Origin of the sequence: Cupriavidus sp. SK-4, from assembly GCF_000611125.1 — a bacterium.
Lineage (GTDB): Bacteria > Pseudomonadota > Gammaproteobacteria > Burkholderiales > Burkholderiaceae > Cupriavidus > Cupriavidus necator.
The window spans coordinates 1-15,572 of record NZ_JFJW01000085.1 but is presented as its reverse complement, the minus strand read 5'-3'; the positions used below and the strand labels follow the sequence as shown (position 1 = coordinate 15,572).

The window sequence follows — 15,572 nt, the reverse complement described above, 5'->3', positions numbered from 1 at the left end:
GATTGCCATGACGTCGAATCTTGATATTGCCGCGCTGCGCAGCTTGATCGCCGGCATCGACCTGGGCAGCTTCGCGCGCGCTGCGGAGCAGGTCGGGCGCTCCACTTCGGCCGTCAGTGCGCAGATTCACAAGCTCGAGGACATGGCAGGCACGCCGCTGTTTCGCAAGGCCGGCCGGACCCTGGAACTTACCGAGACGGGGAGTCTGCTGCTTGGCTACGCGCGCAGAATCGTTGCCCTGAACGACGAAGCTGCCGCGGCCGTGAAAGGGGTGGACCTGTCCGGCGGCGTGCGATTGGGACTGCAGGAAGAGTTCGGCGAGGCAATGCTGCCGGAGGTGTTGGGACGGTTTGCGCGAGCGCATCCGAAGGTCCGGGTCGAAGCCATGGTGGCGCGCAATCACGATTTGTTCGCCCGCATCCAGGCGCGGACGCTGGATCTCGCGCTGGTCTGGGGCGGCGCGGATGGCGCTCGGACGGCAAGAGAGCCCGGCGCCGATATCGCCGTGGTCGGCGAACCGCCGATGTGCTGGGTCGGACCGGCTGCGCTGCCGTGGCACATCGAGCCCGGCCAGCCGATACCGCTGGCGGCGTTCGACCGGCCCTGCCATTTCCACGATGCCGCCACGGCGGCATTGGACCGCGCCGGAATCCCCTGGCGCGTCTCGTTCACCAGCCCCAACCTTGGTGGCGGCCTGTGGGCCGCCGCGGCAGCCGGGCTTGGGGTGGTGGTCCGCACGCCCTACGGCTTGCCGGCATCGCTGCGGCAACTTGGGGCTGCCGAAGGATTGCCGCCGCTCGGCAAGATGCCCCTGATGCTGCTGCGCGCGCCGGGACCCGCGTCCGAGGTATCGCAGCGCCTGGCTGACATCATGCTTGAGGCGTTGCGTCCGGTGTGATGGCGGCGGTGGGATGGCTGGTCACGCCCTACCGGATCGGCGGTGAACCATCGAATTCCGGCCGTTCACGTAACAGGATGCGGAAGACCGGTATGGGGTCGCAAGCAAGCGGGCCCCGCCAGCGGCGCGGCGCTTGATGTTTGGCGTTGCAGCAAGGCCTGTCCGACATATAGTGAAATCCTGGCCCGTGTTTATGACTGCACGTTCCCCCCGCGGTGACACCTGTTGCCATGGAGAGGCACATCGACCCCGGCAGCATGCCCATCGCCGTGAGCAACACAGCGCGGATGTCATTGCCAGCCGAATCGTGTGCGCGTTCCTACGGGAGTCTTCATGCTGTACCAGCTCGTCGAGTATCAGCGCGCGCTGCTCGCGCCATTCACCGCATGGGCGGCGAGCGCAGCAAATGCGTTCATCGATCCGGCCAGCCCCTTCGCATATCTCCCGGGCGCATCGGGCTTTGCTGCTGGCTATGAGATGCTCTACCGGCTCGGCAGGACCTGCGAGAAGCCGTCGTTTGGCATCATCACCGCCATCCGGCGCGACGGCCACGTCATCGCGGTGGCTGAGCAGGTCATCGTGGAAGGGCCGTTTTGCCGGCTGCTGCGCTTCGCACCCGACATGGGCGCGCTTGACCCTTGCACCGCACCGACGCCGCCGGTGCTGGTCTGTGCGCCGCTGGCGGGCCATCATGCCGTCATGCTGCGTGAAGTCGTGCAGGCCTTGCTGCCCGAGCATGTCGTGTATGTGACGGATTGGAACGATGCGCGTCGCGTGCCGGTGGCCGAAGGACCGTTCCACCTCGATGACCAGGTGGCCCACCTGCAGGCCTTTATCCGTCGGATCGGGGCGGAACCGCTACATGTGCTGGCCATCTGTCAGGCCACCGTGCCAGCGCTGGCTGCGGTTTCCCTGTTGGCGAGCGCGGGTGAGCCGACGCCCAGGAGCCTCATCCTGGTGGGCGGCCCGGTCGATGCACGCCGCAGCCCGACTGCACTCGGACGTCTGGCCGCGCGCCACTCTCTCGCGTGGTTTCAGCGTAACCTGATCTATGCGGTACCGCAGCCCTACCCGGGTGCCGGACGCAAGGTGTGCCCAAGCTTTCTGCAACTTGCCGGCTTGGCGGCGGCACAGTCAGAACGTCTGGGGGAGACTTATTGGGACTATTGCCTGGATCTCGTTCGCTGCGACCCCGTGCGTGCCAAGGAGCACCGGCGTGCCTGCGATGCCTACCACGCGGTGCTCGACATGGCGGCCGAGTTTTACCTGGACACCATCCAGCTCGTGTTCCAGGAATTTCAGTTGGCGCGCGGCAGCTGGCAGGTGCGGGGCGAGGCAGTGCGGCCACAGGACATCCGTACCACCGCACTGCTGACCATCGAGGGCGAACAGGATGAGATTTCCGGCCGGGGCCAGACGCAGGCCGCGCACGATCTGTGCCGAGGCATCGCCGCATGCGACAAGCGGCACCTCACGGCCCGCCAGTGCGGCCACTATGATCTGTTCTGCGGGCCTCGCTGGTGCACCGACGTCTACCCCCGCATCCGCGACCTGACCGGGCACGATACTTAGCATCGCCTGCCCGCGGGCAGGCGCAAGCGATCACCCAGTCAAGGGTTGTGCAATCCCTATTGGGGAACAAGAACTCGCGGTGGCCAGCTCAGGGCTGGCTCTCGGGCGCCGACGCAGGATGGCCACGCGTTGCCGCGGCGGAAGCGCCTTGGCCGCCGGCACGCCCCTTACTGCGGTCAACCTTGCCGTGCGCGTCGCTCTTGTCTTTCTTGGCACTCTCGCCGGAAGCTCCGCTGGCGGCCTGCACAGTTGGCTCCGCGCGCCTGCCAGTGTCAGTCCCCGGTGTTGGAGGCGAACCGTAGCGACCGCCCTGCGCCCACGCCGCAACGGCCGTTAGCGAAAGGGCGGCGAGGAAAGCTAGCTTTTTCATTGCTGTCTCCTTTCCTGTGGGATCGCCTTTCACGGTAGACGCTCGCGCTGTAAACACAAGCCTGCGAACCCAATAGCGCTCAAGTAGCTGCAAACTCTGCTCCGCGCCGGCGTGCGATGAGGGTGCACGCCAGTTCAAGAATGACGCTAACCCTCCGGCGCCGACGAAACATCGTGCGTGATCTGCCCCGCGCCCAGCTTGTTCACGCGTCATCGCGCAGTCGGTAGTGGTACCGGTGATCGCTGATGCCGACACAGACTATGGCAACGAACTGAACGTCACGCGTCGGCGCGTACTTCGATCGTGAAGAAGTGATCGAGTGCCTGTACGGGACCGGCCGGCCCATCGACCGAGCCGCCGGGCGCGAAGCCGACCAGCCGCTGCAGGTCCCTACTTGCCGCCGACGCCGACCTTGCCGCGCCCGACCTTTCGATGCGGCACACTGGGGCGTAGCCTCTTCCTGGAGCCAGCCGTCAGCGTGACGTGCTCCGCAGGGTAGCGGGGGGTCCTGTGCGGCGCGGCCTGATGGGCGGAATGGCCCGGATCGATGCGCTTGATAGCTGACATGACTGACACCTCCTCAGAGGATTCTAGTCCGAAACGGCACGGCGCTTATGCCGCCCGTCGCTAGCAGCCCCATGGGCGCTGATCTTGGGGCGCTCACCAGTGAGGGCCCATGACCGCAACATGCAGACAGGCGCGGCAAATGTCTCCATCAATGCAATCGAGGACGCGATCAACGCGTGGCGGCGCCGCGCACAGCCGCCGGCCGACGTGTGGCCAACGGCACTACCCCGCCCGCAGCGCCCACAGGGCCTCCAGTACGTATTCCGTGGCGCGTTCTACCCGCTCCCCGCTGTGCGCCAACCCCAGTCGCCGCCACAACGCCGGCCGCAGCGGCCGCATCACTACGCGCGCATCCGGCGCCGGCGTGGTGACCTCGTGTGGCAGCAGGGCCGCACCATAGCCGGCCGCCACCAGGCTCTTGATGGCGTCGTTGTAGTTGAGCTGAATACGCGGCGCCGGCCTGTGGCCACCGCTGGCAAACCACTCGGCGGTCAGGCGCGACAGGCGCGTGGTGCCGTCATTGAGGATCAGCGGGCGCGTTGCCAGCCAGGCCGGCGTGATGCGCGCCGGGCAGGGCCAGCTCGCTGGCAGGAAAGCCCGTACCGGATCGCGCCGCCAAGGGCGGATGGTCAGCCCCGCCACGCGCGCCTGTGGCAGTGCCACCAGACCGATCTCCAGCGTGCCGGCGGCCAGCCGCGCCAGCGTCTCCTCAGAGGTAAGCACGGCCACCTGCACATCGATGTCCGGATGCCGCTCCGCCAGCATGGCCAGCGCCTGCGGCAGCAGGTGGGCGATGGCCCCGGTCGAGGCGCCGAGGCGCACGCGGCCGGTCAACCCCTGCACCTGACGCTGCACGTCGTCCAGCGCAAGGTCGGCATCGGCCAGCAGGCGGCGGGCGCGATCGACCAGGGTCTCGCCAATGGACGACGGACGCACCTCACCGCGCCTGCGCGTCAGCAGTTGCGCACCGACACGGGCTTCCAGCTCGGCAATGTGCAGGCTGACGGTGGGCGGAGCCAGGTGCAACGCGCGCGCGGCTTCGGCGAAGGAACCCAGATCGGCGATGGCGACGAGGGTACGCAGGCGGTCCAGGCTGATCTCGCGCATGGGGCGGCACTCCGGTTAAGGGCGTATCTGCTGACGAGGATATCGTTCAGGAAACGTGAATTTCATCGTCATGAAATTCAACTTCTTCGATTCTATCCGGTGGCGCAAGATGGCGTTTCCTGTACCGGCCGCACCAACGCAGCGCTGATGCTGAACCGGCCGGGGCCGCCACTTTCACGCCACTGCCAAGGATCCATCCCATGCGCTACCCTCTTGTTTTCATCGACGGCGACCAGGGCACCACCGGCCTGCAGATCCACGAACGCCTGCGCGGACGCGACGATCTGCGCCTGCTGACACTGCCCGCCGGCCAGCGCAAGGATGCGCGCGCCCGCGCCGACGCCATCAACGGCTGCGACATCGCCATCCTGTGCCTGCCGGACTCCGCCGCACGCGAGGCGGTGACGTCCATCGTCAACCCTGCGGTGCGTGTGATCGACGCCAGTTCGGCACACCGCACGCAGCCCGGCTGGACCTATGGCTTTCCGGAGATGGCCGCCGGCCAGGCGCAGCGCATCGCGGGCGCGCTGCGCGTCAGCAATCCGGGCTGCTATCCCACCGGGGCGATCGGCCTGCTGCGCCCCTTGGTGGAGGCCGGCCTGCTGCCGCACGACTACCCCATCGCCATCCACGCGGTGTCGGGCTATTCGGGTGGCGGCCGCACCGCCGTCGATACCTACGAGGGACCGCAGGCCACCCGGGCCCTGCCCTTCCAGGTCTATGGCCTGGACCTGGCGCACAAGCACACGCCTGAAATCCAGCAGCACGCGGGCCTGGCACGGCGCCCCGCCTTCGTGCCGGCCTACGGCGCCTTCCGGCAAGGTATCGTACTGACGGTGGCGCTGGAGTTGGACCTGCTGGTATCCGGCACGGACGTCGGCAGGCTGCACGCCTGCCTGCTCGACCACTACGCCGACGCCCGCCATGTCGAGGTGATGCCGCTAGCCGAATCGGCCGCCGCCACTCACCTCGACCCGCAGGCACTGAACGGCACCAACGACCTGCGCCTGGGCGTGTTCGCCAACCGCGAGCACGGGCAGGTGCTGTTGGCAGCGGTGTTCGACAACCTCGGCAAGGGTGCTTCGGGGGCGGCAGTGCAGAACCTCGACCTCATGCTGGCCGGGGTGACGGCGGAGGTTCGCCGGGCCGCCTGAGGCTACCCAGCGTCGAAATAAGAAGCGGGCCGGCAACTTCCCCGCTTCCGGCCCGCCTGGTGCGATCGGGTCAATCAGGCGTGATTCGGCGCGTCAGTGAATCTGCATGCCACGCATGGCGTGGATGCGTTCGTGATACTTCTGCATGACCTCGTACTGGCGCAGGAGCACCGAGCGGATTTGCTCTGGCATGTCTTTCGTCAGCGCCGAGCGGTACTCGCGCCTGGCGGCCTCTTCCTCGCGCTCGCACCACTGCAGCACCGCGTCATCGTTGTGCGGCGCGATGATGTGCATCACCTCCATCCAGCCGCGATGCATGGTGCCGGCCATGGAGCCACGGTCACGCGGCACCGCGCCCAGGGAGCTGACCAGGGCCTGCAATTCGGTCACCGAATTGCGGCAGGTTTCGGCGGTGCCGGTCAGGATGCTGCGCATCTCGGCGTCGTACACTTCACGGGCGCCGGTCATGCAAGTGAGTTCGCCGTCCTTGCCGACTTCGATCAGGTGGTTCAGGGTGAAGACGAGTTGTCCTTGAGCGTTGGCCATTGAAAATCTCCTTGCCAGAATCGAGGCAAATGTGAACCTACGAGGACATCCACGCCGGGCGGGTAGAGCTGGGCTGGCTCACGTGGGATTGGCCACGATCAAGGTCTCGATTCCCGCCATTTGCGTGCACCACTGTCGAGCGCGAGTCTCGCACTGTCGCAATCTCAGTATAGAAGCGAAGCAGGGTCGGCCAGTGTTGGCTGCAACGGGTCGATCTGGGACCGCCCAGTTTCGCGGCGGACATCCGTCCGAGACCGGCCAGAAGCAGACCTTGAAGCTAGGGTTCCGATACCAGAAAGCCGACATGCCTGTTCAGTATCCAGCAAGTGCGCGCAATCGCGTCCTTTAGTGGCGGTGATCCCGGGTTCCCCCCTCCCTCGATGAGAGAAGGCATGGCGCTCGCAGAGGCAATCGTAGCGCTGTATCGTACGGTGCCCTTCTCGGTAAAACAGGACCGGGCGATCTTTTGGCCAACCCGGCCCTGCAGTGGCCGGATTAACCGGCCGGACTGGCGAGGATCACTCGGTGATAGTTAATTTCTTCAGATGGGGATCCGAGTTGATCTCGGCGTCGCTGAACGGGAACTTCACCCACTTACCCTGCGAGAACACCTGCTTGGTCTGATCCGCGTAGTTCGGCGATGCAGGGTCGATGGACAGCGAGTAAGTAAGGACGCCGCGCGCAACGGGACCGTTGTCGTCGAAAGTCACGGCCTGGACATAACTGCCGCCAGACACAATATCCGTGTAGCCATCAGCCGTGATGGTTGGTGTGACCTTGTTCATGACCCCTTCGCACTCGTCACCGCCATACAGAGGCAGACGCTCTCCATTGCGTTTCACGAACTGAACGTCTCCCAGCTTGGCATTGAGCGGCTGGTTGCGCGACTGGACAAGCTGGACACCGTCGGCCAAAGCTCTCAATAGGCTCGTCGCAACCGCCGGATCGGCGATATTCGGGTTGCGCGGCGTATTGATCGGATCGGCAGCATCGAACGGCACACTCCACAGGTTCGGCGTGCTTTGGGCCTTGCGCCAGAACTCGCGGAAAACGTGGACACCCACGCTGTCCTTGGTCATGCGCCCATTCCAGGCGCCCAGCACTGAGCAGGCCTCACGCATGTCCACTTCCGCGCCATTCGTTGCTGTGACCGTAGTGGCTGTCGAACAAAGCTGCTTGACCGAATCTAGCACCAACTCGGCACTCATCGCCCGGCTCGAGTAGAACATCGCTTCCAGGTTGTCCGGGGAGAAGCGCTTGCCGGGAAGTCCATCGGTGCCCGCCAGGCGATCTTCTAGCTGGCGGAAGACCATGCGGGTGCGCAGGGTCTGTGCCTTTGCACCGTCGCCAATGACCGGCGAAATCTCGTTGCGAAAGCTGGGATTGGAGAGCCAGGAGCTGTCGTTGCTATTGCTGAAGTAGCGCGTGCCAATGTTGACCGGCATGTCCTGCACAGGCATGAGTCCGGGGGTGACGGAGCGGCTGTCCGCTGTCCAGTCGCATGTTCCGTCCGAGCCGTCCAGCACGAACAAGCGGCTGGGCAGCAATGTCTTCGCCAGGCTCGACTTGGCGCACCGATTGATCTTTGCCGCATCCAGGTTCGGCACCGGCGAAGAGTCCGTGTACATCGCCTGGCCTGCCCGGTCGACCACGATGGTATTGGCCCCAAGGCTGGCTTGATGCGTCACCAGCGCATTGCGTACATCGGCAACGGAGCGAGCCTTCGCGAAGTCGAGGTATTGATCCAACAAGCGTCCGTTCTCAAGGCTGGTGTCGCGGATTGCGTAGCCTTTAGTAGCTGTCCACGTCAATCCCAGGCGGGGGCTGACGAGCATCGGACCGTATTGGGTGAAATACAGCGTACGAGTGTAGTTCTTGCTGGAGCCGTCTGCCTCAAGGGCGTCCACCGTTATATTGCGCTTGATAAGTGGCTTGGCCACGCCATCAACAATGTAGTTGTCGCCGCTAAGCTACAACTCGAAGAAGGCGACGCGCCGACCGGTGGAGACCGTGTGGGTCCAGGCGACATCCTTATTGAAACCCATCATGGGCGATGGAAAGAATCCTATGCTCGTGCCCATTACATCAATCTTGCCGTTGACCCGAAGGTGGAACTGGTTGAGACGGTTCACACCAGCCCAAGGCCAATGCGGATTGCCCAGCAACAATCCTTTCCCGTTTTCAGTGACTTCACTGCCCATGGCGACGCCGTTGCTGCCCACCGGTAGCTCGTCGAGGGAATGCCCGATTTCGCGCGCGGCTTGGGCCACGAGTCGCAAATTTGCCGCGCTGGCCTTGCGCTTGCGACTGGTCATCGCCAGTGGCGCGGCTGCCGGCGGCTGGGCATTTGCGACTTCGGAAATGAATGCGCCAAGCCCCCCAGTTCCCGCGCCTGTAGTCAGGTCGATATAGGCACGCTGCATATCCCTGAGCGTGATCGGCCTCAGCCAAGGCTTGCCACGGCACGCCTCGGGAATATCCGCCGGCTTGGCGTCGCGCAGCCAACGGTTGTAGCCGCGAATAAAACCGTTGACAACGGCCAAGGAATCCGCCGAGACGTTCTTTTGTGCCCGGTCCATCGCCGCATCATCAAAGACGGAGCGATAGTAGAAGTCGCTGTTCAGATTCGACACCTGGGTGCCGGTTACATTGGTAGCAGCGCCAAGATATCGTGAACGTTCGCCTGCGACAGTCATGATTTTCTCGGCGAACAAGCATACGCTTTCCTTCGCATACAGATAAGCGTAGGCGTAGCCGGCGCTTTGGTAGTCGTCGGCGATGATACGCGGCACGCCATACGAAGTCACCATAACATCCGCTCGAATTCCTGGCTTGGGCGCGCCAGCCTGATCATCGCCGCTGCCGTTTCCTCCGCAACCTGCAAGCGCTGTGGCACCTAGAATGAAACAGGCAAGCAGGCTTCTGTGCAGGCGCGTTCGTGGATTTTTTTACGATTCATTTCTGTCTTCCTCTTAATTTTTATTGGGCCTTCACGACTCCTTGATGGCAGGCGGGCTCGTGACCAAAAGTTCGATAGCTGCCTTATAAAGTTATGAATTCTCCCTTGCGTTTGTCCCCTATCGAAATGGATGGAAAGAGGAAAATGTTGGAGATGCCATATCCGAATGACTCTTCGACTATGACCGACAAGGCCGCCTTATAGCGAAGCTTGTCGACGGGCGCGGTCTTTGACGCATTCGGCTTCGCCGCGAATCCGCATCTGGCCTCCGAAGTCAACGGCCCGAACGACGTGCCGCTAATCCAGACTGGAAAAACGGGGGAAAATACCTAATTCGACACTTTTAGCGTCCGCTTTTGAGAATCGTGAGGGGCCGCATTGGGTCGATCAGAGAACGGCCGCGGCATCACTGGCAGCAGCCGGCCGTGACCGGCCAATTGGACAAGGGCATGGCGATCTTCGCGCGGATCGACCATGCTGAGGCTGCACGCAACGCCGGGCTGGCAATGCCGGCGACGCAGGTGCTGATCTATGACAACGCCAAGCGGGGAACGCCATTGATGCTCGCGGCACCCAGCGTTGCGCTGGATGCCGCTGCGCGTGCTGGTGCGCGATGACTGCCAGGGCAGCACCTGGGTGAGCTTCCACACCGCCGCGGAACTGGAAAGCGCTCACCCATTGCCGGCCGGCAGCGCCGCGCCGCTGGCTGTGGCGCGGCGGCTGATTCTTGACACGGTGGGCGCGCAAGGCGCCCCACGGTGATTTATCCGGCCAGGCCCTTGTTCGGGTTGATCAGGTACTTCTCCCCCGTCGCGCGCTTGTTGTAGACGGCGATCACGTCCAGGTCCAGCACCTCGGCCAGCGAGATCTCTTTCGAGTAGTGGCTGGCAAAGGTGGTCTTCAGCTCCGCCACCACGCGTTGCTTCAGCGCGTTGGCCCGCTCGCGCCCGATCTTCTGCAGGAACGGGAACAGCAGCCAGCCGCCCATGCCCCACGCCATGCCGAAGTTGCGGTTGAACTCGGTCGGGCTTGTGTCCAGGCCGCCGTAGAGATAGACCTGCTTGTGGGTGGTCGAGCCATAGCGGCTGTATTCGCGGGCCGTCTTGTTCAAGGCCGCTTCCATGCAGGTGAGGATCTGGCCGCCGAGCTTGCCGCCGCCCGTGGCGTCGAACGCGATCGTTGCGCCAGTGGCGACGAGAGCCTCGGTGAGGTCCTGCATGAACGTGGGCGACGCGGCGTTGCAGACGTGGACCGCACCTTGTGCCTTGAGCAGGTCCGCCTGCTCTTGTTTGCGCACGATGTTCACCAGCTTGATGCCATCCTTGAGACAGATCTGATTGAGCATCTGGCCCAGGTTGGAGGCCGCGGCGGTGTGCACCAGGGCGCTATGTCCTTCAAGCCGCATGGTCTCGACCATGCCCAGTGCGGTGAGCGGGTTGACGAATGACGACGCGCCGTCAGCAGGCGTCGCGCCTTCGGGCAGGACCAAGCACTGGTCCGCGGAAATGCAGCGGTACTGCGAGTACATCGCGCCGCCGATGGCAGCCACGGTCTTGCCCATCAAGGCTTGCGCCGCAGGGGACGAGCCTGCATCGACGACAACGCCCGCGCCCTCATTGCCAACCGGCATGGACGCATCCAGGCGGCCCGCCATGCTGCGCATCGCGCCTTCCGGAACGCGCGCGGTGACGATGGGGCGCTCGGCCGTGCCGCTGGCCTTGGCCGTGCTCATGTCGGCCGCACCGAACAGCAGGCCGAGATCGGACGGGTTGAGGGGAGAGGCTTCAATGCGGATGAGCACTTCATCCGGACCAGGGCGCGGCATGTCGATGCTGTCTAGCGACAGCTCGAGTTCACCGCTGCTCTTGATTTGCGAACGAAGTTGAAGTGCGGTGTGCATTCGATGTCTCCTTGGCCTGTCGGTTTGCGGTGAGCGCGGCAGCAGCGGGGGGCTGTTTTCGCCAGCAGTCAGCAATGTAGCAAGTTCCTGCGAATCCCGTACTGCGCCGGAAATTCAGGTCATGCGTCGGGCGACAGGCCATCATGCATCGCACTGATAGCGGTGGATATATCAATCACCTGGCGGTCAGCCCTGTTGCGCTTTACGTTCCAGTCGCCGGCTCGACTCGGACTGAAGGAAACGATTGACCCGCCTGTGCGGGACCGGCCGGCCCACGAGCACGGCCAGCCCCTGCATGCTGCACGGCGGCAACCTCACTCGGCCTTGTAGCCCGATGCCTTGATGGGCCGTTCCCAGCGCCTGAGCTCGGCGACCTGGGTCTCGCCGAGTTGCTGCGGGCCGGCGTAGTTTGCATTCAGGCCGATCTCTCGGATGCGCGCCTGGAGATCGGGCGCCTTGAGCACTTCGGCTATCGCGTCGGACAGGCGCTTGACCTTGTCGGCCGGCAGGCCTGCGGGGGCGAACAGGCCGACGAAGGCCTCAGCTGTGGCGTCGATGCCGGACTCCTTGAGCGTTGGCACGTCGGGCAGCGCCGGCGATCGCGCGTTACCCGTGACCGCGAGGATGCGCAGGCGGCCCGCGCGGTGATGCTCGATGGTCTCCGATATCGTGTCCACCATGATGGGGATCTGTCCGCCCAGCAGATCGGACACCGCCGGCGCGCCGCCCTTGTAGGCCACGTGCGTGAGCGGTACGCCTGAGGCCTGCGACAGCAGCACGCCCGCAAAGTGCGGCACGGTGCCTGCGCCCGAAGTGCCGTAGTTGGCGCGGGCCGGGTTGGCCTTGAGCCAGTTCAGCACCGCGCGGATGTCGCCGGCCGGCGCCGCCGGACCCGCCGTCACCGCGAAGTCGAAGGTCACCGCGCGCGCGATGGGCGTGAAGTCCTTCACCGGGTCGTAGTTGAGGTTGTAGAGCCATGGCGAGATCACCAACGCGCCGCTGGGCGAAATGACCAGCGTGTTGCCGTCGGCCGGCGCACGCTTTGCTTCCCCAAGCACCAGGCGACCGCCAGCTCCGGGCTTGTTCTCGACGATCACCTGCTGGCCGAGCGGCAGGCGCAGGCGCTCGGCCAGCAGCCGCGCCACGACATCGACCGAGCCGCCGGGCGCGAAGCCGACCAGCAGCTTGAGGGGGGGCTTGTCCTGAGCAAGGGCGCCCATGGGCAGCGCGGCGGCCAGCGCCAAGGTTGCAGCCACCCGATTGAAAACGCGTCGCTTCATCATGCTGAGAGTCTCCTTGGTCAGCCGAAGTCGATCAGAAACCGAATACTCGCATGGCATTGCCCGAACGCACGGCGTCGCGCTGCGCGGCGGACAGCCGCTCCGTATTGGCGAAGGACCCGCGCGTGTCGTGAACCTGGTGCGGCCAGTCGGTGCCGAACATCACGCGGTCGGCGCCGACGACCGAGATCAGGAACTCCAGCGAAGCCGGACTGTACGAGATGCAGTCGTAGTGGATGTGGCGCAGGTAGTCGATGGGCGTGCGCTGCATCTTGCGCCGCTGGGGGATCTCGACCTCGTGGCCCTTCCCGAAACGGCCGGCCAGGTAGGGCAACGCACCACCCGCATGCGAGGCGATGATCTTGAGGTTGGGGTATTGGTCGAAGAAGCCCTCGAAGATCATGCGCGTGATGGCGAGCGTGGTGTCGAACATGAAGCCCACGGACCAGCTCAGGTCGAACTTGGTCATGTCCATCAGGTCGGCGCCCGGCGGGTCGGTGGGGTGCACCAGCACCGGCAGCGCGCGGCGGTCGATTTCGGCCCAGATGGGCGCGAAGGCCGGGTCGGTCAGGCTGCGGCCGGCGATGTTGGCCAGCACCATGACGCCGCTCGCACCGTTGTCGCAGGTGCGCTTGAGCTCGTCGAGCGCTCGCTGCGGGTATTCCCACGGCAGCGACGTGAACCAACGCAGCCGGCTCGGGTGATCGGCCTGCGCCTGCGCCAGCGAATCGTTGGATTCGCGCGCCGCTTCGCAGCTGGTTTCCTCGTCGCCCCAGAACACATTGGGGCAAGTCAGCGACATGACTGAGATGTCGATGCCGGCCGCGTCCATGTGCTGGATGCGCAGATCGTAGTCGAAGTGTCCTTTCTGTGGGATGACCACGGGCGTGTCGCCACGGAATACCTCGTGCTGGCCGTCGGGGCGCTGCTGGATGTTGTAGAGCCCGCCCTTGCGCTTGAGCAGCTCCAGCCAGGGTTTTGTGAAGATGTGGGTGTGAACATCGATGACAGGCATCTAGGGGGCTCCTGTGGTGTGTGAGTGACGGATGTCTAGACACTACTGTAGTGATCTGGCATAAACGTATTGGCAGATATCTTGATACCAGGATAAGTAAATACTTATGCCCGACCGACTCACCGCCCTGGCCCTTGAAACGCTGGGCCGCATGCGCTCGCGCCTGAAGGCGCGCCAGCTCAACCTGCTGGTCGCGCTGAGCGAGTACGGTTCGCTTTCCCGCGTGGCGCAGGAATGGGGGGTGACCCAGCCCTACTTGACGCAGATGCTGGCCGAGGTCGAATCCATGATGGGCACGGCTCTGTTCACGCGGCAACGCGGTGGCGTCACGCCCACGCCGGTGGGGCGCATCGCGATCTCGCGCGCATCGCGCCTGCTGGTCGACCTGCAGGACTGGGCCAACGACATGGCCGCAGCCCGCCTGGGCTTCACCGAGCGGCTCAGCATCGGCGTGATCCACTACCTGTCCGGCCAGTTGCTGTGCGACACGCTCTCGCACACGCGCGAGCAGGTCGGGCCGTTCGTGTTCTCGGTGGAGGAAGCCAGTAGCGACCGCCTGCTGGCGCTGCTTCGCGAGCACAGGCTCGAAGGCGTGGTGGCTCGCGCGCGCGGCGCGGCACAGGTGCGTGACCTGCGCTGCGACATCCTGTTCCGCCAGCGCCCCGCGCTGGTGTGCCACCTCAAGACTGCCAGGCATCTGGGCAAGCGCGCGCTGGACTGGCACGAGCTCGCCACCATGGACTGGGTCCTGCCGCCCGCGGGCACGGCGCTGGGCGCCTCGGTGCTGGACCTGTTCCTGCACGTGGGCGAAGAGCCACCGGTGCCGGCCATCGAAACCCATTCGCTCAAGATCGTCGGCCGCATGATCGAGCGCAACCCGTCGATGGTGGCCATAGTGCCTGCCGACGTGGCGCATGATCTCTCAACCCGCGCGCACGTGGCCAGCGTGCCCTGCGACCTGGAGTGGCCGCTGCCGCCGGTGGCGCTTTACCGGCGCCAGGGTGCGGGTGACTCACCCACCATGGCGACCTTTGTGCGCTCGCTGAAGACCCTGTGCAAGGAACGGTTCTGATGACCGCCGCCGCACTGCGCACCATCCGATTAGAGCGAATGACTGGGAAGGGTTGCCAAACGGGCCCATGCCCAGGCACCCGCCGAATGACGGAGATGGGCCGGGAAGAAACAACCGGCGCCCTTCGCACAGTTGAATCCGCAGCCGTGGCCGGGTCATCCCCCCACTCTCAGCCGCCTCGCAGGTCAGCGATGTACCGGGAGACGGCAATTTCAATACGCCAGCCATCACTGAAAGGCTTGCGGAAAAGTTTGGCAACGCGCTAGACTTGGCTTGTCAGACCTGCAACAGGTTGATGTGGTGCCAGTACGATCGATTCGGCTGGTTCCCGTGTATGCCCCGAGGGCGAGCGGGTTTCGATTTTTCCGAAATCTTCCTGTTCAGGAGCCCGCTCATGTCTTCGTCTATAGCGCGAATCCGCGCTCGTGCCTTCCATCTCCAATCCGGCCGCTGCTTCTATTGCTCTTGCCCGATGTGGGAGAGGTCCTCAGAATCATTCATGCAATTGCACGGACTGTCGCGCGGCCAAGCCATGCCGCTCAAATGCACAGCAGAGCATCTTAAAGCGCGTTCCGACGGCGGCGCGAACTCCGCGCGCAACATTGTGGCCGCTTGCGAAGCTTGCAATAGACGACGCCACCAGAGGAAAGCCGCTCGAAGTCCTGCAGAGCATCTGGAACACGTTCAGCGCGCCATGCGACGCGGCAAATGGCATGGTCCATGGCTGTGGGAAAATCCGTCTCTCGTCGCCGTTTTCGGTAATCGACCTGACCGTGATCACTATGCTGTAGAACTTAGAGCTACGGTCCCGGGCGGCTAGGTTCCGAGCGTTCCTTCCAGTCCCCGGAGGCACCTCGATTGCCAAGGCTTCTGCTGCGATGCCCGGCTACGGCCTGTTGTCCTGCGCATCATTTGTCGCCAACCGGCAAAAAGCAGACATCTAGGAATGGCGACTACAGAGGTCTCACTGATCGCCAAAACACGCCATCTTCGAACATGCCTAGAAGGAGAGAGTCTCCACCATCGAATCCGCATACAGCGCCATTGAACGACGAGAGTAGTTGAGAGGGAGCTTGGGTTAATGCCTCGATCGTGATCATGGCGCCGTACGCCAGCGCAATAGGATATTCGG

11 protein-coding genes and 1 pseudogene are annotated in these 15,572 nt (G+C 64.4%); 6 read left to right on the top strand and 6 right to left on the bottom strand.

Annotated features, from left to right (window positions below; translation table 11 throughout):
- Positions 1-7 precede the first annotated feature (7 nt).
- Positions 8-898: a LysR substrate-binding domain-containing protein gene (locus CF68_RS18210; RefSeq protein WP_035821409.1), complete on the top strand. Its 891-nt coding sequence runs from the start codon at positions 8-10 to the stop codon at positions 896-898.
- A gap of 333 nt (positions 899-1,231) precedes the next feature.
- Positions 1,232-2,470, top strand: a complete 1,239-nt coding sequence (gene phaZ / locus CF68_RS18205) for a polyhydroxyalkanoate depolymerase (protein WP_035821298.1) — start codon at positions 1,232-1,234, stop codon at positions 2,468-2,470.
- 1,159 nt (positions 2,471-3,629) lie between these two features.
- On the opposite strand, the gene CF68_RS18200 is transcribed toward phaZ, so the two are convergent.
- Positions 3,630-4,514, bottom strand: coding sequence for a LysR family transcriptional regulator (locus CF68_RS18200; RefSeq protein WP_035821296.1), 885 nt, complete (start codon positions 4,512-4,514; stop codon positions 3,630-3,632).
- A 200-nt stretch (positions 4,515-4,714) separates the two neighbouring features.
- Here CF68_RS18200 and argC point away from each other — a divergent pair, with 200 nt between their 5' ends.
- Positions 4,715-5,668 (top strand): N-acetyl-gamma-glutamyl-phosphate reductase, encoded by a 954-nt coding sequence (argC, locus tag CF68_RS18195; protein WP_035821293.1) that lies wholly within the window; start codon positions 4,715-4,717, stop codon positions 5,666-5,668.
- 93 nt (positions 5,669-5,761) lie between these two features.
- On the opposite strand, the gene CF68_RS18190 is transcribed toward argC, so the two are convergent.
- Positions 5,762-6,214, bottom strand: a complete 453-nt coding sequence (locus CF68_RS18190; RefSeq protein ID WP_035821291.1) for a PA2169 family four-helix-bundle protein — start codon at positions 6,212-6,214, stop codon at positions 5,762-5,764.
- A 518-nt stretch (positions 6,215-6,732) separates the two neighbouring features.
- Positions 6,733-9,024 (bottom strand): annotated as a pseudogene (locus CF68_RS38460) (penicillin acylase family protein).
- 598 nt (positions 9,025-9,622) lie between these two features.
- On the opposite strand from CF68_RS38460, the gene CF68_RS38455 reads away from it, so the two are divergent.
- The gene (locus tag CF68_RS38455) at positions 9,623-9,790 is read left to right on the top strand and encodes a DUF302 domain-containing protein (protein ID WP_235205808.1); all 168 of its coding nucleotides are present in this window, start codon (positions 9,623-9,625) and stop codon (positions 9,788-9,790) included.
- Positions 9,791-9,936: 146 nt separating this feature from the next.
- On the opposite strand, the gene CF68_RS18175 is transcribed toward CF68_RS38455, so the two are convergent.
- The 3 genes from CF68_RS18175 to CF68_RS18165 form a co-directional block, all read right to left on the bottom strand.
- Positions 9,937-11,073, bottom strand: coding sequence for a zinc-binding dehydrogenase (locus CF68_RS18175; RefSeq protein WP_035821289.1), 1,137 nt, complete (start codon positions 11,071-11,073; stop codon positions 9,937-9,939).
- Between the two features lie 314 nt (positions 11,074-11,387).
- Positions 11,388-12,356, bottom strand: a complete 969-nt coding sequence (locus CF68_RS18170; RefSeq protein ID WP_084187291.1) for a Bug family tripartite tricarboxylate transporter substrate binding protein — start codon at positions 12,354-12,356, stop codon at positions 11,388-11,390.
- A gap of 31 nt (positions 12,357-12,387) precedes the next feature.
- The gene (locus CF68_RS18165; RefSeq protein WP_010812600.1) at positions 12,388-13,368 is read right to left on the bottom strand and encodes an amidohydrolase family protein; all 981 of its coding nucleotides are present in this window, start codon (positions 13,366-13,368) and stop codon (positions 12,388-12,390) included.
- A 106-nt stretch (positions 13,369-13,474) separates the two neighbouring features.
- Between CF68_RS18165 and CF68_RS18160 the strand changes: the two genes are divergently transcribed.
- Both CF68_RS18160 and CF68_RS39175 read left to right on the top strand, forming a co-directional pair.
- Positions 13,475-14,440, top strand: coding sequence for a LysR family transcriptional regulator (locus CF68_RS18160; RefSeq protein WP_035821287.1), 966 nt, complete (start codon positions 13,475-13,477; stop codon positions 14,438-14,440).
- A 295-nt stretch (positions 14,441-14,735) separates the two neighbouring features.
- Complete coding sequence (locus CF68_RS39175; protein WP_369798889.1) at positions 14,736-15,260, top strand: HNH endonuclease; 525 nt, start codon at positions 14,736-14,738, stop codon at positions 15,258-15,260.
- Positions 15,261-15,572: the final 312 nt, after the last annotated feature.

Coding starts and splice junctions, on each gene's coding strand:
- CF68_RS18210 (WP_035821409.1), top strand. CDS start 8: ATGACGTCGAATCTTGATATTGCCGCGCTGCGCAGCTTGATCGCCGGC.
- phaZ (WP_035821298.1), top strand. CDS start 1,232: ATGCTGTACCAGCTCGTCGAGTATCAGCGCGCGCTGCTCGCGCCATTC.
- CF68_RS18200 (WP_035821296.1), bottom strand. CDS start 4,514: ATGCGCGAGATCAGCCTGGACCGCCTGCGTACCCTCGTCGCCATCGCC.
- argC (WP_035821293.1), top strand. CDS start 4,715: ATGCGCTACCCTCTTGTTTTCATCGACGGCGACCAGGGCACCACCGGC.
- CF68_RS18190 (WP_035821291.1), bottom strand. CDS start 6,214: ATGGCCAACGCTCAAGGACAACTCGTCTTCACCCTGAACCACCTGATC.
- CF68_RS38455 (WP_235205808.1), top strand. CDS start 9,623: ATGGCGATCTTCGCGCGGATCGACCATGCTGAGGCTGCACGCAACGCC.
- CF68_RS18175 (WP_035821289.1), bottom strand. CDS start 11,073: ATGCACACCGCACTTCAACTTCGTTCGCAAATCAAGAGCAGCGGTGAA.
- CF68_RS18170 (WP_084187291.1), bottom strand. CDS start 12,356: ATGATGAAGCGACGCGTTTTCAATCGGGTGGCTGCAACCTTGGCGCTG.
- CF68_RS18165 (WP_010812600.1), bottom strand. CDS start 13,368: ATGCCTGTCATCGATGTTCACACCCACATCTTCACAAAACCCTGGCTG.
- CF68_RS18160 (WP_035821287.1), top strand. CDS start 13,475: ATGCCCGACCGACTCACCGCCCTGGCCCTTGAAACGCTGGGCCGCATG.
- CF68_RS39175 (WP_369798889.1), top strand. CDS start 14,736: ATGTGGTGCCAGTACGATCGATTCGGCTGGTTCCCGTGTATGCCCCGA.